The sequence below is a fragment of the Streptomyces sp. NPDC006339 genome (genome assembly GCF_040612775.1).
Classification (GTDB): Bacteria; Actinomycetota; Actinomycetes; order Streptomycetales; family Streptomycetaceae; genus Streptomyces.
In genome coordinates this window covers 47,085-67,049 of record NZ_JBEXQW010000024.1, presented here as the reverse complement: position 1 = coordinate 67,049, position 19,965 = coordinate 47,085, and the positions used below count along the sequence as shown (strand labels likewise).

Below are 19,965 nucleotides of genomic sequence, written 5' to 3'. Positions count from 1 at the left end.
AACGCCCATGTCGTCGCGCCGCCCGCGTGCCCTGGAGGCGCGCGCCGCTCTGCTCGCCCTCGTCGCCCTCTTCACGGCGGGCTATCTCGCCCCGTATCTGCTGCCGACGATCGTCGGCCGGCTCTCCGCGGGGCTCGGCCTCGGCGCCGCGCAGGCCGGTCTGGTCGGCTCGATCCTGCTGCTCGGCTCCGCCTCGGCGGGCTTCACGCTGGCCGCGCACGGGGAGCGGATCGGTCCGCGCCGGGCGGCTCGCCTCGGACTCGCCGCGATGGCCGTGGGCTACGGAACGGCCGCGGCGACGAGCGCCGTCCTCCCGGTCGTGGCGGGCGCGGTCCTCGGCGGCGTCGGCTCCGGTACGGCGACGGCGGTCGCGGCGGCCGGCATCGCGGGCCGCCCGGACCCCCACCGCGCCTCCTCGCTCGGCCTGCTGTCGGTCTCGGCGACGGCGGGCGCGCTCTATCTGACCCTGCCGCACCTGGGCGGCGGCCACGCGCTGCCGTTCGCGGCCATCGCGGGGACGGCGCTGCTGGTCTGGCCGGTGACGGGACGGCTGCCCGGCCGCACGCCCGCGGTACGGGAGACACCCGCGGCGGGACCGCTGCCGCACCGGTCCGCCGGGGCGGTCCTGGCGGGCGGGATCCTGCTGTGGTCGATGGCGCAGAACGCGCTGTGGGGCGTCAGCGGGCGCATCGGCCTGACCCAGGCGGGGCTCTCCGAGGTGACCCTGGGCATGGTCTTCGCCGCCGCGCTCGGCGCCGGGCTCGTGGGTGTCATCGCGGCCGGCGCGCTGGGCTCGCGGCTCGGCCGCGCGGTGCCGATCGGCGCGGGCACGGCGCTGATCGCCTGCTGTGTACTGCTCAGCTCCGCCGCCGAGACGCCGGCGTCCTTCGCGACCGGCGAGATCCTGTGGAACGCCGCGTACCCGGTGGTCCTGTCGTATCTGCTCGGCCTCGCCGCGTCCCTGGACCCGCGCGGCCGCTGGGCCGTCCTGGTCGGCTCGGCGTCCTCCCTCGGCGTGGCCTGCGGCCCCGTCACCGGCAGCGTCCTGTCCGAGGCGGCCGGTTATCCCGGCATGGGCCTGACGCTCTGCGTCCTGCTGCTCCTGGTCGCCGGGCCCATGACCGCCGTCGCCCGCCTCGCCTCGGGCCGCCCGCTCGTCCCGGGCTCCATCCGCCGCCGCGGCGGCGCCCCGGCCGCCCTGCTCGCCGCGACTACCTCCGCCCCGCCGTCCCTGCTCCCGCAACTGGGCGCCCCGGAGCAGGAGATCACCGAGATCGCGGTCCCGGTCCCGGCCTCCCGCCGCCGCGCGGTCAGGTCGGCCTTCCGCCTGGCGAGGCCGGCGGGCCGGGGCTAGGCGCCGTTTTCGCGGGCCGGGGCTGGGCGCTCTCGTCGCAGTCCGGGGGTAGGCGCCGTTTCGCGGGCCGCGGCGGGGCGCTCGTCGCGGGCGGGGGCTGGGCGCCGTTTTCTCGGGCCGGGCTACTCGCCGCACGCGTGGTCGGCCGCGTCCACCACGATCCGGTCCAACAGGCTGCGCAGAAGGGCCTGCTCGGCCTCGGTGAGGTCGCCGAAGATCTCGCGCTCGGCGGCGCTCACGGCCGCGTCGATGCGCTCCAGCACCGCCGCGCCGGTGTCGGTGATCTCCACGATGTGACGGCGCCGGTCGGCAGGGTCACGCCGCCGCTCGGCGAGGCCGTCGGCCTCCAGCTCGTTGAGGATCGCCACGAGCTGACTGGGGTCGACCTCCATCGCGGCGGCCAGGTCGCGCTGGCTCATGGCCGCGGGGGCGAGCCGCATCAGCGTCATCGCGTGGCGGGGGTGCAGCCCCGCCACGCCCAGGGCGGCACGGATACGGGCACCGGTGAGCTCTCCGCGGAAGGAGAGGAGGAAGCCGAGGCGATCGGTCGGGAGAGCTGCCATGCCGTCCACCGTAACAGCGGCTTTATTATTGAGCGCTCACAATCGTTGATGTGGTTCAATGATTTCCACGTCACCAGCATTGGAGTCACTCCCTCATGTTCCTCGCCTACGCCGCCCTGGCCGCACTCCTCGCCCTCGCCCTTCTCGGATCCACCTTCATGACCTTCACCCGCAACCCGGCGGTCGTCGGCAGCATGACGAAGCTGGGAGTGCCCGATTCCTGGCTGCCGTGGCTGGGTGCGGCGAAGGCCGCGGGGGCCGTCGGCCTTCTCGCGGGCCTCGCCGTGCCCCTGCTCGGCGAGGCGGCGGCCGTGGGTCTGGTGCTCTACTTCGCGGGTGCCGTCGTGACCCACATACGCGGGAAGGACTACGCGTTGGCTCCGGCGGTCGTCCTGACGCTGCTGCCGGCGGTGGCACTCGTCCTGCGCATCGCGTCCGCCTGAGCGGCCGACGGGCAGCCACCCAAGGCATGCAAACGATACGAGACGTCTCGTCTTTCATTCCGGCTCACCCTGTCGTACTGTCGACACGTCACCGCGAGACGAACCGTCTCGCGGGGCTCCCGTCGTCGACTCACAGGAGATCGCCCTTGTTCCGTGCCCAACTCACCGAGGTCACCAAGCGCTACGACGACCGGCACGTCCACCACCGGACCGTGCTCGACCGCGTCTCCCTGACCGTCCGGCCCGGCGAGCGCCTCGGCGTCGTCGGCGACAACGGCTCCGGGAAGTCCACCCTGCTCCGGCTCCTCGCCGGCCTCGAGAGCGCCGACAACGGCACCGTGGCCGTCGAGGCCCCCGGCGGCCTCGGCCATCTCGCCCAGACCCTCGACCTCCCGCCGACCGCCACCGTCGGCGAGGCCGTCGAGCAGGCGCTGGCGGAGATCCGGGCGCTGGAGCGGGCGATCCGCGCGGCGGAGGCGGCCCTCGCCGACTCCGGCGACCTCGCCGGATACGCGGAGCTGCTCGCCGCCTACGAGGCACGCGGCGGCGCCGAGGCCGACCGGCGCGTCGAGACCACCCTCCGCAGGCTCGGCGAGACCGGTCCGCTCGACCGCGCCCGCCCCCTCGGCACCCTCTCCGGCGGGCAGCGCTCCCGGCTCGCCCTCGCCGCCGTCCTCGCGGCCGAACCGGAACTGCTGCTGCTCGACGAACCGACCAACGACCTCGACGACGAGGCCGTCGCCTGGCTGGAGGAGCGACTGCGCGCCCACCGGGGCACGGTCGTGGTCGTCTCGCACGACCGTGTCTTCCTCGAACGGGTCACCACCGCCGTCCTGGAGGTCGACGAGGACCGCCACACCCTGCGCCGGTACGGCAACGGCTACGCCGGCTACCTCGCCGGACGCGCCGCCGAACGGGCCCGCCGGCAGCGGGAGTACGAGGAGTGGAAGGCGGAACTCGCCCGGTACACGGCCCTCGCGGACAGCAACATCGACCGCTTCAGCGCCATCCCCCGCAAGGCACCGGCCTCGTTCAGTGGGGCGGGCGCCTTCCGTGCCCGGTCACGGGCGCACGGGGCGATGAGCCGCATCCGCGCCGCCCGCGAGCGGCTCGCCCGGCTCACCGCCCACCCGGTGCCCGCGCCGGCGGAGCCGCTCCGCTTCCGCGCCGCCCCGGCGGGCGACGGCGCCCCCGTCGACCTGGCCGGAATCCGCGTGGCCGGTCGGCTCCGGCTCGACGCCCTGCACCTGGACGCGGGCGAACGGCTCCTGGTGACCGGCCCGAACGGCGCCGGCAAGACCACCCTGCTCAAGGTCCTCGCGGGCGAAGTCGTCCCGGACGCGGGCACCGTGCGCGCCCCCGCCCGGGTCGGGCTGCTCCGCCAGGACACGGCCCCTCCGACCGATCCGCGGACGGTCGGCGAGGCGTTCGGGGAGGGCCGCGAGGACGAACTGCTCGCCCTCGGGCTCTTCGCCGCCCGGGACCTGGCGACCCCGGTGCGGCTCCTGTCGGCGGGGCAGCGCCGCAAGCTGGAGCTGGCCCGGCTCGTGACGGCGCCCGCCGACCTGCTCCTCCTGGACGAACCGACCAACCACCTGGCCCCGGGCCTGGTGGAGGAGATCGAGGCCGCGCTCGCCGCCTACCGGGGCACGCTGGTGATCGTCAGCCATGACCGGCGCCTCCGCGCGGGCTTCCGGGGCCGCCGCCTCGACCTGTCCCCGGCGGAGCCCCGGGACCTCGCTCCGACGGCCTCGGCCTCGGCGGGAGCTGCGGCTTCGGCGGGGGCTACGCCCCGAAGTCGTACGCCGTGACCTCCGCCAGGTACCGCTCCCGCCGCGGCTCGTCGTCCTCCAGGAAGGAGGCCAGGAAGGAGTTCCGGGCGAGGGTCCGCAGGTGCTCGGGGGTCAGGGACAGCGCATCCGCGACCGCGTCGAAGGTGTCGCCGACGTAACCGCCGAAGTAGGCGGGGTCGTCGGAGTTGACCGTCGCCAGCAGGCCCGCCTCCAGCATCGTCCGCAGCGGGTGCCGCTCCAGGACGTCGACCGCCCGCAGCCGCACGTTGGACAGCGGGCACAACGTCAGCGGCACCCGCTCGCGGACGAGCCGCTCGACCAGCGACGGGTCCTCCAGGCAGCGCAGACCGTGGTCGATCCGCTCCACTCCGAGGACGTCGAGGGCCTCGCGGATGTACTCCGCCGGGCCCTCCTCTCCCGCGTGCGCGACCCGCCGCAGACCGAGCCGGGCGGCCTCCTCGTACACCTCGCGGAACTTCGCCGGCGGGTGACCGACCTCCGCCGAGTCCAGACCCACGCCGGTGATCCGGTCCAGATACGGCTTCGCCGCCTCCAGCGTCGCCATCGCCGACTCCGCCGACTCGTCGCGCAGGAAGCACATGATGAGCCGGGTCGAGATCCCGTGCCGCTCCTCGGCGCGGTCCAGGGCCGCGCCGAGCCCCTCCACGACGACACCGATCGGCACCCCGCGCGCCGTGTGCGCCTGCGGGTCGAAGAAGATCTCGGCGTGCCGCACGCCCTGCTCCGCGGCCCGCGCCAGATACGCGTCGGCGAGCTCGGTGAAGTCGTCGGCGGTGCGCAGGACCGCCATCAGGGCGTAGTAGAGGTCCAGGAAGGACCGCAGATCGCTGAAACGGTACGCCTCGCGCAGCGCCTCCGTGTCCGCGTACGGCAGGGTGACGCCGTTGCGCGCGGCGAGCGCGAAGGCCAGCTCGGGTTCGAGGGTGCCTTCGATGTGGAGGTGCAGTTCGGCTTTGGGTACGGGCACGGTGCCTTGCTCTATCTCTTCGGTACGGGGACCCTCATCAGGTCCTGGGCGATGCTCAGCTCCCCCTCGAACCCGGCCGCCCGCGCCTGCCGCTCGAACTCCTCCGGGTCGGTGTACCGCTGCGAGAAGTGCGTCAGCACCAGGTGCCGCACGCCCGCCTCCCGTGCGACGGCGGCGGCCTGGCCGGCCGTCAGATGGCCGTGGTCGACGGCGAGCCGGACGTCCTCGTCGAGGAAGGTCGACTCGATGACGAGCAGGTCGGCGCCCTCGGCGAGCGCGTACACCCCGTCGCACAGCCGGGTGTCCATGACGAAGGCGAACCGCTGTCCCCGCCGGACCTCGCTCACCTGCTCCAGGGTGACCCCGCCCAGGACGCCCTCGCGCTGGATCCGCCCCACGTCGGGGCCCTTGATGCCGTGCGCCGCGAGCCGCTCGGGCAGGATGCGGCGCCCGTCCGGCTCGACGAGCCGGTAGCCGTACGACTCCACGGGGTGGGACAGCTTGCGCGCCTCCAGCGTGTACCCCTCGGTGACCGCGAGCGGCCCGTCGGCGGTGACCGGCGCCTCGGTCAGCTTCACGGTCTCGCGGTAGGCCGTCGCGTACCGCAGCCGCTCGAAGAAGCGCTGCCCGCTCGCCGGGTAGTGCGCGGTGACCGGGTGCGGGACCTGGTCGAGATTGATCCGCTGGATCACCCCGGCCAGGCCGAGCGAGTGGTCGCCGTGGAAGTGGGTGACGCAGATCCGGTTCAGGTCGTGCGCCGCCACCCCGGCCCTGAGCATCTGCCGCTGGGTGCCCTCGCCGGGGTCGAAGAGGATGCCCTGCCCGTCCCAGCGCAGCAGATAGCCGTTGTGGTTGCGGTGCCGGGTCGGGACCTGGCTGGCCGTGCCGAGGACGACCAGTTCACGTACGGACAAGGGAGGGATCCGTCCCGGTCTATCCGGGGGGCCAGTTGAGGCCGCGGCCGCCCAGGACGTGCGCGTGGGCGTGGAAGACGGTCTGGCCGGCGCCGGCGCCCGTGTTGAAGACGATCCGGAAGCCGCTGCCGTCGACCTTCTCCTGCGCGGCGACCTCGCCGGCCTCGCGCAGCACGTCGGCGGCGACGGTCGGCGCGGCGGCGGCCAGGGACGCGGCGTCGGGGTAGTGCAGGCGCGGGATGACCAGGACGTGCGTGGGCGCCTGGGGGTTGATGTCGCGGAACGCCAGCGTCGTCTCGGTCTCGCGCACGATCGTCGCCGGCACCTCCCCCTCCGCGATCTTGCAGAACAGGCAGTCGCTCTGCGGCTCTCCGGCCATGGCCCGGGCCTCCTCGCCTCTGTCGATCAGTACACGCGCATGCTATCGGGGGCCACCGACAGCGACCGCCGACCGGGCCCCTCGACCCGCTCGCCTTCCCGCGGGGCCGCTACGACCAGCGTCCCGTGCGGCCGAGCACCAGCGCCGCGGCCGCCGTCCCCGCCGTGGAGGTGCGCAGCACGCTGTGCCCGAGCCGGTACGGCCTGGCCCCGGCCTCCTCGAACAGCGCCAACTCGTCCGGGGACACCCCGCCTTCGGGGCCCACGACGAGGACGATCGAGCCCTGCTCCGGCAGTTCGGCGGTGGCCAGAGCCCCGCTCGGATGCGCGCGGTCCTCGTGCAGGACGGCCGCGAAGTCGGCCTCCGCGAGGAGCGCGGCGACCTGCTTGGACGACATGAGCTCGGCGACCTCGGGGAAACGGGTGCGGCGCGACTGCTTGCCGGCCTCGCGGGCGGTGGCCCGCCACTTGGAGAGGGCCTTGAGTCCCCGGTCGCCCTTCCACTGGGTGATGCAGCGGGACGCGGCCCACGGCACGATCGCGTCCACGCCGGTCTCCGTCATGGTCTCGACGGCCAGTTCGCCCCGGTCGCCCTTGGGCAGGGCCTGGACGACGGTGATGCGCGGCGCGGGCGGGGGGTCCTCGTGGACGGCGGTGACCTCGACGGTCAGCCGGTCCTTGTCCTCGGCGGCGGTGACCACGCACGCGGCCCAGGCGCCCCGCCCGTCGGTGAGCACCAGCTCCTCACCGGCGCGCAGCCGCTTCACGGACACGGCGTGGCGGCCCTCGGGCCCGTCGAGGAGGAAGCCGCCGACGGCGGGCACGGCGTCGACGACGAAGACGGGTGCGGTCACGAGGTGCTCCTGGTGCGGTGCGGCAGCCCGGCGAGGGCGGCGTCGAGTTCGGCGGCGAGGACCTCCACGAGCCGGCCGGCCGGGAGCTCCCGCGCGAGGCGGTGGCCCTGCCCGGCCCACAGGGCCATGCCCTGCGGGTCTCCGGCGGTCGCGGCGGCCTTGCGCAGCGGGGCGGTGAGGTGGTGGACCTCGGGGTAGGCGGCGGGCGCGTACGGCCCGTGCTCCCGCAGGAAACGGTTCACCAGGCCCCGGGCCGGCCGCCCGGAGAAGGCCCTGGTGAGCTCGGTGCGGACGAAGAGGGGGTCGGTCAGGGCCCGCTTGTGCAGCGGGTGGGCCCCCGACTCGGGGCAGACGAGGAAGGCGGTGCCGAGCTGGGCGGCGTCGGCGCCGGCCGCGAGCACGGCGGCGATCTGCCGGCCGCGCATGATCCCGCCGGTCGCGACGATCGGAAGCCGGACGCTCTCGCGCACCTCGGTGAGCAGCGGCAGCAGCCCGCGGCCGCTGCCGGCGGAGGGCCCGTCGGCGGGGTCGTCGCGGTGGGTGCCCTGGTGGCCGCCCGCCTCGGTGCCCTGCACACAGATCGCGTCCGCCCCGGCGCGCTCGGCGGTGCGGGCCTCCTCGACGGAGGTGACGGTGACGATCGTGAACGTACCGACCCGGTCGAGGGCGTGCAGCGCGTCACGGTCGGGGCAGCCGAAGGTGAAGGAGACGACCGGCACGGGGTCGTCGAGCAGGATCGCCAGCTTGGCGTCGTACCCGTCGTCCCGGCCCTGGTCGGCGTCGCCGAGCTCCGTCTCGTACCAGGTGGCCTCGCCGGCCAGTTGGTGGCGGTACACCTCGACGGCGGCGGGGTCGGCGGGCTGGCCGCTCGGCGGCATGAAGAGGTTGACCCCGAAGGGCCGGCCGGTGAGCCCGCGGACCTGCTTGATCTCCTGGTAGAGCCCGCCCGCCGTCTTGTACCCCCCGGCCAGGAACCCGAGCGCCCCCGCCTCGCACACGGCACCGACGAGCTCCGGGCAGGACGCGCCACCCGCCATGGGTGCCTGCACGATCGGAAGCCGGGAGAGATCGCTCAGTGCGGTGGACATGCAGGCATCGTGCCATGCCGGTGTGACGGCGCCGAATCGGCGGACGGCCCGCGGAAAGAGGGCGGCCCGCACGATGTGCGAGCCGCCCTCTCCGCGTCGTGCCTACGGGGCTCAGCGCCCGTTGAAGGCGTCCTTCAGGCGCGAGAACAGCCCCTGCTGACCGGGCTGGAACTGGCCCAGCGGGCGCTCCTCGCCGCGCAGCTTGGCCAGCTCGCGCAGCAGGCGCTCCTGCTCGGGGTCGAGCTTCGTCGGGGTCTGGACCTCGACGTGGACGATCAGGTCGCCCCGGCCGTTGCCGCGCAGGTGGGTGACGCCGCGGCCGTGCAGCGGGATGGACTGGCCGGACTGGGTGCCCGGGCGGATGTCCACGTCCTCGAGACCGTCGAGGGTCTGGAGCTGCACCTTCGTGCCGAGCGAGGCCGCCGTCATCGGAAGCGTCACCGTGCAGTGCAGGTCGTCGCCGCGCCGCTGGAAGACGTCGTGCGGGAGCTCGTGGATCTCCACGTACAGGTCACCCGCCGGACCGCCGCCGGGGCCGACCTCGCCCTCCCCGGCCAACTGGATCCGGGTGCCGTTGTCGACACCGGCGGGGATCTTGACCGTGAGGGTGCGGCGGGAGCGGATCCGGCCGTCGCCGGCGCACTCGGGGCACGGGGTCGGGACGACGGTGCCGAAGCCCTGGCACTGGGGGCAGGGACGGGAGGTCATGACCTGGCCCAGGAAGGACCGGGTGACCTGGGAGACCTCGCCGCGGCCGCGGCACATGTCACAGGTCTGCGCGGAGGTGCCGGGCGCGGCGCCCTCTCCGGAGCAGGTGGTGCAGACGACGGCCGTGTCGACCTGGATGTCCTTGGTGGTGCCGAAGGCGGCCTCGTCGAGGGTCACCTCCAGTCGGATCATCGCGTCCTGGCCGCGCCGGGTGCGCGAACGCGGGCCGCGCTGGGACGCCGTACCGAAGAAGGCGTCCATGATGTCCGAGAAGTTGCCGAAGCCGCCCGCGCCGAAGCCGCCGGCCCCGCCGCCTCCGGAGGAGGACAGGGGGTCGCCGCCGAGGTCGTAGACCTGCTTCTTCTGCGGGTCCGAGAGCACCTCGTACGCGGCGTTGATCTCCTTGAACCGCTCCTGCGTCTTCGGGTCCGGGTTCACGTCCGGGTGAAGCTCGCGGGCGAGTCGGCGGAATGCCTTCTTGATCTCGTCCTGCGAGGCGTCCCGACGCACGCCGAGGACGGCGTAATAGTCCGTGGCCACTTACGACTCCGCCAGGATCTGTCCGACGTAACGTGCCACTGCGCGTACCGCTCCCATCGTTCCGGGGTAGTCCATGCGGGTCGGTCCGACCACGCCGAGTTTGGCGACTGCCTCGCCGCCGGAACCGTAGCCGACCGAGACGACGGATGTGGACGTCAGGCCCTCGTGGGCGTTCTCGTGCCCGATCCGTACGGTCATGCCCGATTCCTTGGCCTCGCCGAGCAGCTTGAGGAGCACGACCTGCTCCTCCAGTGCTTCCAGGACGGGCCTGATCGTCAGGGGGAAGTCGTGTCCGAAGCGGGTCAGATTGGCGGTGCCGCCGATCATGAGCCGCTCCTCGTGCTCCTCCACGAGGGTCTCCAGGAGGGTCGCGAGCACGGTCGAGACCGTGGCGCGGTCCTCCGACTCCTCGAAGGACTCCGGCAGGTCCTGCACCAACTGCGGCACGTCCGCGAAGCGGCGTCCGACGACCCGGCTGTTGAGCCGGGCGCGCAGGTCGGCGAGGGAGGTCTCGCCGAAGGGTGCCGGGCAGTCGATCACCCGCTGCTCGACCCGGCCGGTGTCGGTGATGAGCACCAGCATCAGCCGGGCGGGCGCCAGCGACAGCAGTTCCACGTGCCGCACCGTCGAGCGGGTCAGCGAGGGGTACTGCACGACGGCGACCTGGCGGGTGAGCTGCGCGAGCAGCCGGACCGTGCGGCCGACGACGTCGTCGAGGTCGACGGCCCCGTCGAGGAAGTTGTGGATCGCCCGCCGCTCGGGGGTCGACAGCGGCTTGACGCCGGCCAGCCGGTCCACGAAGAGGCGGTAGCCCTTGTCGGTGGGGATGCGCCCGGCGCTGGTGTGGGGCTGGGCGATGTAGCCCTCCTCCTCCAGGACCGCCATGTCGTTGCGCACGGTGGCGGGCGAGACTCCGAGCTTGTGCCGCTCGGTCAGCGCCTTGGAGCCGACCGGCTCCTCCGTCCCGACGTAGTCCTGGACGATGGCGCGCAGCACCTCGAGTCTGCGTTCGCTGAGCATCGTGCGCACCTCCAGGTGTCGATCCGGTTCCGGTTGCTCCGCTTTTGGCACTCGCCCTGTCCGAGTGCCAGGAATCCCCCGGCCAGTGTACGGCGGTGTCCATCGCTCCTGGCAAGGAGGCGGGCTCGGAGGGGTCGAGCCCGATAGCGTCGTCGTATGGATGAGCACGCGATGGACGCCCGTACGGAGCGATGGGAAGAGCTCGGCTGGGAGCGGCTCGGAGACGGCGTCGGAAGGCGCCGGCTGCCGGGCTGGGACGCCACGACGGGCCTGGTCGTGGGCCGTGACGCGGTCCTGCTGTACGACACCGGCGCGACCCTCGCGCAGGGCGCCGAGCTGCGCGCCCAGGTGGCGGAGCTCACGGGCGGCCGGAGGGTGACGCATATCGCACTCAGCCACCCGCACTTCGACCATGTCCTCGGGACGGCGGTCTTCGCGGGCGCCGAGGTCTTCGGGGCGGTCGGCATGGACACCCTGCTGCCCCGGGAGCGCGAGGAGCTGCGGACGGACGCGGTACGGCACGGGGTCGACGAGCGGGCCGCGGCGGAGGCGGCCGAGGTGCTGGTCGCCCCGCGGCACACCGTCTCGGGCGAGTGGACCCTCGACCTGGGCGGCCGGCAGGTGCTGCTGGCCAACGTGGGCCCGGGCCACTCGGGCCATGACCTGGTGCTCCTCGTCCCGGGTGAGCGGGAGATCGTCTTCTGCGGCGACCTGGTCGAGGAGTCGGGCGAACCGCAGGCCGGTCCGGACGCGATCCCGGCCCGCTGGCCGGACGCCCTGGACCGCCTCCTGGCTCTCGGCGGCGAGGACGCGGTGTACGTGCCGGGGCACGGGGCGGTGGTGGACGCCACGTTCGTACGACGCCAGCGCGAAGAACTGGCACGGCGCTTCTCCGTCGCATAACGTCCCCCGAATGCGCAGCTACAACCCGGATCTGACCCCTCCTTGGAAGCGCTCGGCGCCCGTCCCGGAGGTCCCGGCGGACCGTGACCTGGTGGTCGAGGAGGTCTCGACGGGCTTCTGCGGGGCGGTGATCCGCTGTGAGGCCGGCACGGTGACGCTGGAGGACCGCTTCGGCAAGCACCGGGTCTTCCCGATGGAACCGCGCGGCTTCCTGCTGGAGGGCCGGGTCGTCACCCTGGTCCGCCCCTCCCGCCCGGCGCCGGCGCGGCCCACCCGTACGGCCTCCGGCTCGATCGCCGTCCCCGGCGCCCGGGCGCGGGTGGCCCGTGCGGGCCGGATCTACGTCGAGGGCCGCCACGACGCCGAGCTGGTGGAGCGGGTGTGGGGCGACGACCTGCGGATCGAGGGCGTCGTCGTGGAGTACCTGGAGGGCGTCGACGACCTCCCGGCCATCGTCGCCGACTTCGCCCCGGCCCCGGACGCCCGCCTCGGCGTCCTGGTCGACCACCTGGTGGACGGCTCGAAGGAGTCCCGCATCGCGGCCCGGGTCTCCTCCCCCGACGTCCTCGTCGTCGGCCACCCCTACATCGACATCTGGCAGGCCGTGAAGCCCTCCGCCCTGGGCATCCGGGCCTGGCCGACCGTCCCCCGCGGCCAGGACTGGAAAACGGGCATCTGCCGCGCCCTCGGCTGGCCCGAAAACACCGGCGCGGCCTGGCAGCACATCCTCTCCCACGTCCACTCCTACAAGGACCTGGAACCGGAGCTGCTGGGCCGGGTCGAGGAACTGATCGACTTCGTGACGGCGCCGTAGGGCCCCGGTGCGGGCCTCCCCACCGGCGCTGCGCCCGCCCTCCGCCGCTGTCCGTTGTGGGCATTCGTTCCGCTGGTGCGGTGCCCGCCCTTGCCGGGCCGTCGCCCCCTCGGTTGTGGGCATTCGTTCCTCCCCCAGACTCCGTCCGGGGGTGCCCCCAGGCGGAACGGGTGGGCACAACGGAACGGCGCCCCTTGCCGGGCCTAGGCTCCTGGTGCTTTGACCCGCACCACGAGTGCGCCGTACTCGTGGTGCGGGCAGGAACAGGTGCGGAACGCGCCCGCATGGGCGCCGTCCCGTGTGCCCACCCGTCCCGCCCCAGCGGGACGAATGCCCACACGGGCGGGCGGGGCGGGGTGCCGCCCCAGCAGGGCGCGGGCCGCACCGGTCCGGGGCGACGGCCAGCACGGGGTCGAGGCGCGGGGCCGGCCGGGGGTCAGTCCACCAGGTCGCGGACCACCGCGTCCGCCAGGAGCCGTCCCCGCAGGGTCAGCACCGCGCGCCCGTCCGCGTACGGCCCCGCGTCCAGGAGCCCGTCCGCGAGGGCCCGCTCGGCGGCGGCGAGGCCCTGGGGGCGGAGCAGGTCCAGGGGGCACCCCTCCCGGAGGCGCAGCTCCAGCAGGACCCGCTCGACCCGCCGGTCCTCCTCCGACAGCACCTCGCGGCCGGCTCCGGGGGACCGTCCCTCCCCCAGGGCCGCCGCGTACGCCCCGGGGTGCTTGACGTTCCACCAGCGCACCCCGCCCACGTGGCTGTGGGCACCCGGGCCGGCGCCCCACCAGTCGGCGCCGCGCCAGTACAGCTCGTTGTGGAGGCAGCGGCCGGACTCGGAGGTGGCCCAGTTGGACACCTCGTACCACTCGAAGCCCGCGCCGGAGAGCACCTCCTCGGCCATCAGATAGCGGTCGGCGTGGACGTCGTCGTCGGTCATGGGTATCTCGCCGCGCCGGATGCGCCGGGCCAACTGGGTGCCCTCCTCCACGATGAGCGCGTAGGCGCTGACGTGGTCGGGTCCGGCGCCGATCGCCGCGTCGAGGGAGGCCCGCCAGTCGTCGTCGGACTCGCCGGGCGTGCCGTAGATGAGGTCGAGGTTGACGTGCTCGAAGCCGGCCGCCCGCGCCTCCGCGACGCATGCCTCGGGGCGGCCGGGGGTGTGGCTGCGGTCGAGGATCTTCAGCACGTGCTGCCGGGCGCTCTGCATGCCGAAGGAGATCCGGTTGAAGCCGCCGGCCCGCAGCTCCTCCAGATAGGCCGGGTTCACCGACTCCGGGTTGGCCTCGGTCGTCACCTCGGCGTCGTCGGCGATCCCGAACTCGTCCCGGACGGCCGCCAGCATCGACACGAGGTCGCCCGCGTCGAGCAGCGTGGGCGTACCGCCGCCGACGAAGACGGTCCGCACCGGGCGCGGGTCGTCGCCGAGGACCTTGCGGGCGAGCCGTATCTCCTCGGCCACCTGCCCCGCGTAGTTCTCCCGGGAGGCGAGCACGCCGCCAGCGCCGCGCAGCTCGCTCGCGGTGTAGGTGTTGAAGTCGCAGTAGCCGCACCGGGTGGCGCAGTACGGCACGTGCAGATAGAACCCGAGCGGACGCTCCCCGGCCCCCTGCAGGGCGTGCGCGGGCAGCGCCCCGTCGTCGGGCATGGGCTCACCATCGGGCAGTACGGAAGGCATGAGCCTATTGTCCCGTACCGCCCGACGTGAGCGTCCGGCCTGTGGATAACTCCGGCCCGGCCGCCGGATCAGACCTCGCGCGCGCCCTCGTACATCTCGTCGATCAGGTGCTGGTAGGTCCGCTCCACGACCGGCCGCTTCATCTTCAGGCTGGGCGTGAGCTCGCCGTGCTCGACGTCGAGGTCGCGCGGCAGCAGCCGGAACTTCTTGATCGTCTGCCAGCGCTGCAGGCTCTCGTTGAGACGGGTGACGTAGCCCTCGATCAGCTCCTCGACCTGCGGGGAGGCGACGACCTCCGCATAGCTCTTGCCGCCGAGCCCGTGATCGGCGGCCCAGCCGAGGATGGAGGGCTCGTCGAGGGCGATGAGCGCGGTGCAGTAGTTCCGGTCGGCGCCGAGCACCACGATGTTGGAGACGAAGGGGCAGACGGCCTTGAACCGGCCCTCGATCTCCGTGGGGGCGATGTACTTGCCGCCGGAGGTCTTGAACAGGTCCTTCTTGCGGTCGGTGATCCGCAGGTAGCCGTCGGCCGACAGCTCGCCGATGTCACCGGTGTGGAACCAGCCGTCCGGCTCCAGGACCTCGGCGGTCTTCTCCGGCAGACCGTGGTAGCCCTCCATGATGCCGGGGCTGCGCAGCAGGATCTCGCCGTCGTCGGCGATGCGGACCTCGGTGCCGGGCAGCGGCTTGCCGACCGTGCCGGTGCGGTACGCCTCGCCGGGGTTGACGAAGGAGGCCGCGGAGGACTCCGTGAGGCCGTAGCCCTCCAGGATGTGGATGCCGGCGCCGGAGAAGAAGTAGCCGATCTCGGGGGCGAGGGCGACCGAGCCGGAGACGGCGGCGCGCAGCCGGCCGCCGAACGCCTCGCGGAGCTTCTTGTAGACGAGCGCGTCGGCGACCTTGTGCTTGGCGGTGAGGCCGAAGGGCGCGGAGGCGGTGCCGGTGCGGCGGAAGTTGTCCTGGGTGACCTTGGCGTACTCGCGGGCGACGCCGGCCGCCCACTGGAAGATCTTGTACTTCGCCGCGCCGCCCTCGCGGGCCTTGGCGGCGACGCCGTTGTAGACCTTCTCGAAGATGCGGGGGACGGCGGCCATGTAGGTGGGCTGCACGACCGGCAGGTTCACGATGATCTTGTCGATCCGGCCGTCGACGGCGGTGACGTGGCCGACCTCGATCTGGCCGGAGGTGAGCACCTTGCCGAAGACGTGGGCGAGCGGCAGCCACAGGTACTGCACGTCGTCCTGGGTGACCAGGCCGGTGGCGGCGATGGCCTTGGCCATGTACGACCAGTTGTCGTGCGGGAGGCGGACGCCCTTGGGGCGGCCGGTGGTGCCCGAGGTGTAGATGAGGGTGGCGAGCTGATCCTTGGTGATCGCGCCGACCCGCTCCTTGACGATCTCGGGGTGCTTCTCCAGGTACGCCTTGCCGCGCGCCTCCAGCTCGGCGAGGGTGAGCACCCACTCGTCGGAGGTGTCGGCGCCCTCGGGGTCGATGACGACGACGTGGTGGAGCTGGGGCAGGTCGGCGCGGCGCTCGACGGCCTTGGCGAGCTGGGCGGCGTTCTCCGCGATGAGGACGCGCGAGTCGGAGTCGGAGAGGATGAAGGCCGACTCCTCGGCGTTGGTCTGCGGGTAGACCGTGGTGACGGCGGCGCCGGCGCACATGACGCCGAGGTCGGCGAGGATCCACTCGACGCGGGTCGAGGAGGCGAGGGCGACCCGCTCCTCCGGTGCGACGCCGAGGTCGATGAGGCCGGCGGCGATGCCGTAGACCCGCTCGGCGGCCTGCGCCCAGGTGAGCGACTTCCAGTCGTCGGGTCCCTGGCCGGAGGCGGCGGGGACCGGGTAGCGGTATGCCTCCGCGTCCGGAGTCCGCTCGACGCGCTCAAGGAAGAGGGCCGCGACGGACGGCGGCCGGTTCTCGATCAGGGTCTGTGTGTCGCTCACGACGTCCTCCGGGCGGCGGCGGTGCGGAACTAACTGGTGAGTAACCTTCGAGCGGCTTCAGAGTAGAGCTCCGAAGACTGGCGCGTAAGAGCTTGCATATAACGAACGGGTCTGCGCGCGACCGGCGCGCAGACCCGTTCGGTGCAAGCGGCAGCTACTTCTTGGCCTTGCCGCCCGCGGCGTCGTCGCTGGACAGCACGGCGATGAACGCCTCCTGCGGCACCTCGACCGAGCCGACCATCTTCATCCGCTTCTTGCCTTCCTTCTGCTTCTCCAGCAGCTTCCGCTTACGGGAGATGTCACCGCCGTAGCACTTGGCGAGGACGTCCTTGCGGATGGCGCGGATGGTCTCGCGGGCGATGACCCGGGAGCCGATGGCGGCCTGGATCGGCACCTCGAATGCCTGGCGCGGGATGAGCTCGCGCAGCTTGGCGACGAGCCGCACGCCGTACGCGTACGCGGCGTCCTTGTGGGTGATCGCCGAGAAGGCGTCCACCTTGTCGCCGTGCAGCAGGATGTCGACCTTGACCAGGCTGGACGCCTGCTCGCCGGTGGGCTCGTAGTCGAGCGAGGCGTAGCCGCGGGTCTTGGACTTGAGCTGGTCGAAGAAGTCGAAGACGATCTCGGCCAGCGGGAGGGTGTAGCGGATCTCGACGCGGTCCTCGGAGAGGTAGTCCATGCCGAGGAGGGTGCCGCGCCGGTTCTGGCACAGCTCCATGATCGAGCCGATGAACTCGGTCGGGGCCAGGATCGTGGCGCGCACGACCGGCTCGTAGACCTCGCTGATCTTGCCCTCGGGGAACTCGCTCGGGTTGGTGACCGTGTGCTCGCTGCCGTCCTCCATGATCACGCGGTAGACCACGTTGGGGGCGGTGGCGATCAGGTCGAGGCCGAACTCGCGCTCCAGGCGCTCGCGGATCACGTCGAGGTGGAGCAGGCCGAGGAAGCCGACGCGGAAGCCGAAGCCGAGGGCGGCGGAGGTCTCCGGCTCGTAGACGAGCGCGGCGTCGTTGAGCTGGAGCTTGTCGAGGGCGTCGCGCAGCTCGGGGTAGTCCGAGCCGTCCAGCGGATACAGGCCGGAGAACACCATCGGCTTCGGGTCCTTGTACCCGCCCAGGGCCTCCTGGGCGCCCTTGGCCTGGGAGGTGATCGTGTCACCGACCTTGGACTGGCGGACGTCCTTCACGCCGGTGATCAGATAGCCCACCTCGCCGACGCCGAGGCCGTCGGCCGGCAGCATCTCGGGCGAGTTGGTGCCGATCTCCAGGAGCTCGTGGGTGGCGCCGGTCGACATCATCTTGATGCGCTCGCGCCGGTTGAGCTGGCCGTCGACGACACGGACGTACGTGACGACGCCGCGGTACGAGTCGTACACGGAGTCGAAGATCATCGCGCGGGCCGGGGCGTCGGCGACGCCCACCGGGGCCGGGATGTCCCGGACGACACGGTCGAGCAGCGCCTCGACGCCCATGCCGGTCTTGGCGGAGACCTTGAGGACGTCCTCCGGCTGGCAGCCGATGAGGTTGGCCAGCTCCTCGGCGAACTTCTCCGGCTGGGCGGCCGGGAGGTCGATCTTGTTGAGCACCGGGACGATGGTGAGGTCGTTCTCCATCGCCAGGTAGAGGTTGGCCAGGGTCTGCGCCTCGATGCCCTGCGCGGCGTCCACGAGCAGGATCGTGCCCTCGCAGGCCGCGAGCGAGCGCGAGACCTCGTAGGTGAAGTCGACGTGCCCAGGGGTGTCGATCATGTTCAGGATGTGCGTCGTGCCCTGATCGGGCCCCGCGCTGGGGGCCCAGGGCAGACGGACCGCCTGGGACTTGATCGTGATGCCGCGCTCACGCTCGATGTCCATCCGGTCGAGATACTGGGCGCGCATCTGCCGCTGGTCGACCACACCGGTGAGCTGGAGCATCCGGTCGGCGAGCGTGGACTTGCCGTGGTCGATGTGCGCGATGATGCAGAAATTGCGGATCAGAGCCGGGTCGGTTCGGCTCGGCTCGGGCACGTTGGTAGGAGTCGCGGGCACGCAGGGTTCTCGTCTCGGGCGATGTTCAGAACGGATACGTAGGCTCCATGGTCCCATGACTGCGGGCCGGTGCTCGGTTTGGGCGGTGCGGAGAGCGGCTGATACCGTGGATAGCTGTGTCTCGTGTGCCCTCTCAGCTACGTGGCACGTCCTCAAGAAACATCGAACCTGTAAAGGCTCTTTCGTGGCGAACATCAAGTCCCAGATCAAGCGGAACAAGACCAACGAGAAGGCGCGCCTGCGCAACAAGGCCGTCAAGTCGTCGCTCAAGACCGCGATCCGCAAGGCCCGTGAGGCTGTCGCCGCCGGCGACCTCGAGAAGGCCACTGTGGCCGCTCGTGCCGCTTCGCGTCAGCTCGACAAGGCTGTCTCGAAGGGTGTCATCCACAAGAACGCCGCCGCCAACAAGAAGTCGGCGCTGGCCACCAAGGTTGCCTCCCTCCAGGGCTGAGCTCTGATGTAACCGGCCGGACGGGACCCAGCGGGCCCTCTCATCCGCTCCCACCCGGCCACCCCGGCTCGTACGCGAGACGCGTTCGCCACGCGTGTACGAGCCCACCCGAGCACCACGTCGAAGGCCCCGTCGCCCTCCTTCCCCAGGAGGCCGCCGGGGCCTTCGCCGTGCGCGGGCGGCCGGGGTCAGCCGCGGCGCATGCGGGCCGCGCGGGCGATCGTCACGACGGCCTTCTCCAGGGCGTACTCGGGATCGTCGCCACCGCCCTTCACGCCCGCGTCCGCCTCCGCGACCGCGCGCAGGGCGACGGCGACGCCGTCGGGGGTCCAGCCGCGCATCTGCTGGCGGACGCGGTCGATCTTCCAGGGCGGCATGCCCAGCTCACGGGCGAGGTCGGCCGGGCGGCCGCCCCGGGCGGAGGAGAGCTTGCCGATCGCCCGGACGCCCTGGGCCAGCGCGCTGGTGATCAGGACGGGCGCGACACCCGTCGAGAGGGACCAGCGCAGGGCCTCCAGGGCCTCCGCCGCGCGCCCCTCGACGGCGCGGTCCGCGACCGTGAAGGACGATGCCTCGGCGCGGCCCGTGTAGTAGCGCCCGACGATCGCCTCGTCGATCGTGCCGTCGACGTCCGCCGTCAACTGGGCCACCGCGGAGGCCAGCTCCCGCAGATCGCTGCCGATCGCGTCGACCAGCGCCTGGCACGCCTCCGGCGTGGCCGAGCGACCGAGCGACCGGAACTCCTGCCGCACGAAGGTCAGCCGCTCCGCCGGCTTCGTCGTCTTCGGGCAGGCCACCTCCCGCGCCCCCGCCTTGCGGGCCGCGTCCAGGAGTCCCTTGCCCTTGGCGCCGCCGGCGTGCAGCAGCACCAGGCTGATCTCCTCGACGGGCGCGTCCAGGTACGCCTTGATGTCCTTGATCGTCTCCGCCGAGAGGTCCTGCGCGTTCCGCACGACCAGGACCTTCCGCTCGGCGAAGAGCGAGGGGCTGGTCAGCTCCGCCAGCGAACCGGGCTGGAGCTGTTCGGGGGCGAGGTCGCGGACGTCCGTGTCGGCGTCGGCGGCGCGGGCCGCCGTCACCACCTCGCGGACCGCGCGGTCGAGCAGGAGGTCCTCCTGGCCCACGGCGAGCGTGACGGGGGCGAGGAGGTCGTCGGTGGAAGTCTTTCTGGTGGCCATCGCGCTCCAGCATCCCACGGGCCACCGACACTCCGGCCATCGTCGAGAATGTGCACGTGAGCGATGTGAGACACGTACTGGTCCTCCCCGATCGCGACGCGGCCGAGGAGGTGGCCGAGGAGCTGCCCGACCGCTTCGGCGTCACCGAGGAGCCGCAGCTCGTGCGGGACGCCCTGGCGGGCGAGGACGATGCCGAGGACGCCCAGTGGCTGGTGGTGGTCGAGGACCCGGACGCCCGGCTGGACCCGGCGGCCTTGGACGAGCTGGCCGCCGCGTACGAGGGCTGGCTGGAGAAGCCGTAGAGAGCCGTCCCCGCCGGGCCGGCGGGGGCGGCT

At 72.8% G+C, this 19,965-nt stretch carries 19 protein-coding genes; 7 read left to right on the top strand and 12 right to left on the bottom strand.

The window, feature by feature from the left end; all coding sequences use genetic code 11:
- The first annotated feature begins 7 nt into the window (after nt 1-7).
- Nucleotides 8-1,354, top strand: a complete 1,347-nt coding sequence (locus ABZ135_RS20600; RefSeq protein WP_356697651.1) for an MFS transporter — start codon at nt 8-10, stop codon at nt 1,352-1,354.
- 122 nt (nt 1,355-1,476) lie between these two features.
- Here ABZ135_RS20600 and ABZ135_RS20595 read toward each other — a convergent pair whose 3' ends face one another.
- A complete protein-coding gene (locus tag ABZ135_RS20595) occupies nt 1,477-1,917 on the bottom strand; it encodes a MarR family transcriptional regulator (protein WP_356697650.1) in 441 nt (146 codons plus the stop codon).
- Nucleotides 1,918-2,012: 95 nt separating this feature from the next.
- On the opposite strand from ABZ135_RS20595, the gene ABZ135_RS20590 reads away from it, so the two are divergent.
- Together ABZ135_RS20590 and abc-f are read left to right on the top strand one after the other, a co-directional pair.
- Nucleotides 2,013-2,360: a DoxX family protein gene (locus ABZ135_RS20590; RefSeq protein WP_356697649.1), complete on the top strand. Its 348-nt coding sequence runs from the start codon at nt 2,013-2,015 to the stop codon at nt 2,358-2,360.
- Between the two features lie 146 nt (nt 2,361-2,506).
- The gene (gene abc-f, locus ABZ135_RS20585; protein ID WP_356697648.1) at nt 2,507-4,171 is read left to right on the top strand and encodes a ribosomal protection-like ABC-F family protein; all 1,665 of its coding nucleotides are present in this window, start codon (nt 2,507-2,509) and stop codon (nt 4,169-4,171) included.
- Here abc-f and ABZ135_RS20580 read toward each other — a convergent pair.
- The 7 genes from ABZ135_RS20580 to hrcA all read right to left on the bottom strand — a co-directional run bounded on the left by ABZ135_RS20580 (nt 4,146) and on the right by hrcA (nt 10,643).
- Entirely contained in the window at nt 4,146-5,141 is a 996-nt protein-coding gene (locus tag ABZ135_RS20580; RefSeq protein ID WP_356697647.1) for an adenosine deaminase, read from the bottom strand. The genes abc-f and ABZ135_RS20580 overlap by 26 nt on opposite strands.
- 11 nt (nt 5,142-5,152) lie before the next feature.
- Nucleotides 5,153-6,055 (bottom strand): ribonuclease Z, encoded by a 903-nt coding sequence (locus ABZ135_RS20575; RefSeq protein WP_356697646.1) that lies wholly within the window; start codon nt 6,053-6,055, stop codon nt 5,153-5,155.
- 19 nt (nt 6,056-6,074) lie between these two features.
- On the bottom strand, nt 6,075-6,434 hold the full coding sequence (locus ABZ135_RS20570; RefSeq protein WP_356697645.1) for a histidine triad nucleotide-binding protein: 360 nt from the start codon (nt 6,432-6,434) through the stop codon (nt 6,075-6,077).
- A 109-nt stretch (nt 6,435-6,543) separates the two neighbouring features.
- Nucleotides 6,544-7,287 (bottom strand): 16S rRNA (uracil(1498)-N(3))-methyltransferase, encoded by a 744-nt coding sequence (locus ABZ135_RS20565; protein WP_356697644.1) that lies wholly within the window; start codon nt 7,285-7,287, stop codon nt 6,544-6,546.
- On the bottom strand, nt 7,284-8,375 hold the full coding sequence (locus tag ABZ135_RS20560) for a nitronate monooxygenase (protein ID WP_356697643.1): 1,092 nt from the start codon (nt 8,373-8,375) through the stop codon (nt 7,284-7,286). Before ABZ135_RS20560 ends, ABZ135_RS20565 begins: the two co-directional genes overlap by 4 nt.
- Before the next feature lie 111 nt (nt 8,376-8,486).
- A complete protein-coding gene (gene dnaJ / locus ABZ135_RS20555) occupies nt 8,487-9,623 on the bottom strand; it encodes a molecular chaperone DnaJ (protein WP_356697642.1) in 1,137 nt (378 codons plus the stop codon).
- Nucleotides 9,624-10,643, bottom strand: a complete 1,020-nt coding sequence (gene hrcA, locus ABZ135_RS20550; RefSeq protein WP_356697641.1) for a heat-inducible transcriptional repressor HrcA — start codon at nt 10,641-10,643, stop codon at nt 9,624-9,626.
- Nucleotides 10,644-10,814: 171 nt separating this feature from the next.
- Between hrcA and ABZ135_RS20545 the strand changes: the two genes are divergently transcribed.
- Both ABZ135_RS20545 and ABZ135_RS20540 read left to right on the top strand, forming a co-directional pair.
- Nucleotides 10,815-11,546, top strand: coding sequence for an MBL fold metallo-hydrolase (locus tag ABZ135_RS20545; protein WP_356697713.1), 732 nt, complete (start codon nt 10,815-10,817; stop codon nt 11,544-11,546).
- A gap of 10 nt (nt 11,547-11,556) precedes the next feature.
- A complete protein-coding gene (locus tag ABZ135_RS20540) occupies nt 11,557-12,360 on the top strand; it encodes a DUF3097 domain-containing protein (RefSeq protein WP_356697640.1) in 804 nt (267 codons plus the stop codon).
- A 436-nt stretch (nt 12,361-12,796) separates the two neighbouring features.
- Here the strand turns inward: ABZ135_RS20540 and hemW are convergent, their stop codons facing one another.
- The 3 genes from hemW to lepA all read right to left on the bottom strand — a co-directional run bounded on the left by hemW (nt 12,797) and on the right by lepA (nt 18,001).
- Complete coding sequence (gene hemW, locus ABZ135_RS20535; RefSeq protein WP_356697639.1) at nt 12,797-14,029, bottom strand: radical SAM family heme chaperone HemW; 1,233 nt, start codon at nt 14,027-14,029, stop codon at nt 12,797-12,799.
- 68 nt (nt 14,030-14,097) lie between these two features.
- The gene (locus ABZ135_RS20530) at nt 14,098-15,975 is read right to left on the bottom strand and encodes an AMP-dependent synthetase/ligase (protein WP_356697638.1); all 1,878 of its coding nucleotides are present in this window, start codon (nt 15,973-15,975) and stop codon (nt 14,098-14,100) included.
- 154 nt (nt 15,976-16,129) lie between these two features.
- On the bottom strand, nt 16,130-18,001 hold the full coding sequence (gene lepA, locus ABZ135_RS20525; RefSeq protein WP_356697637.1) for a translation elongation factor 4: 1,872 nt from the start codon (nt 17,999-18,001) through the stop codon (nt 16,130-16,132).
- 184 nt (nt 18,002-18,185) lie between these two features.
- On the opposite strand from lepA, the gene rpsT reads away from it, so the two are divergent.
- On the top strand, nt 18,186-18,452 hold the full coding sequence (rpsT, locus tag ABZ135_RS20520) for a 30S ribosomal protein S20 (RefSeq protein ID WP_030211082.1): 267 nt from the start codon (nt 18,186-18,188) through the stop codon (nt 18,450-18,452).
- 188 nt (nt 18,453-18,640) lie between these two features.
- On the opposite strand, the gene holA is transcribed toward rpsT, so the two are convergent.
- Entirely contained in the window at nt 18,641-19,630 is a 990-nt protein-coding gene (gene holA, locus ABZ135_RS20515) for a DNA polymerase III subunit delta (protein WP_356697636.1), read from the bottom strand.
- A gap of 56 nt (nt 19,631-19,686) precedes the next feature.
- Between holA and ABZ135_RS20510 the strand changes: the two genes are divergently transcribed.
- Nucleotides 19,687-19,932, top strand: a complete 246-nt coding sequence (locus ABZ135_RS20510) for a hypothetical protein (protein ID WP_356697635.1) — start codon at nt 19,687-19,689, stop codon at nt 19,930-19,932.
- Nucleotides 19,933-19,965: the final 33 nt, after the last annotated feature.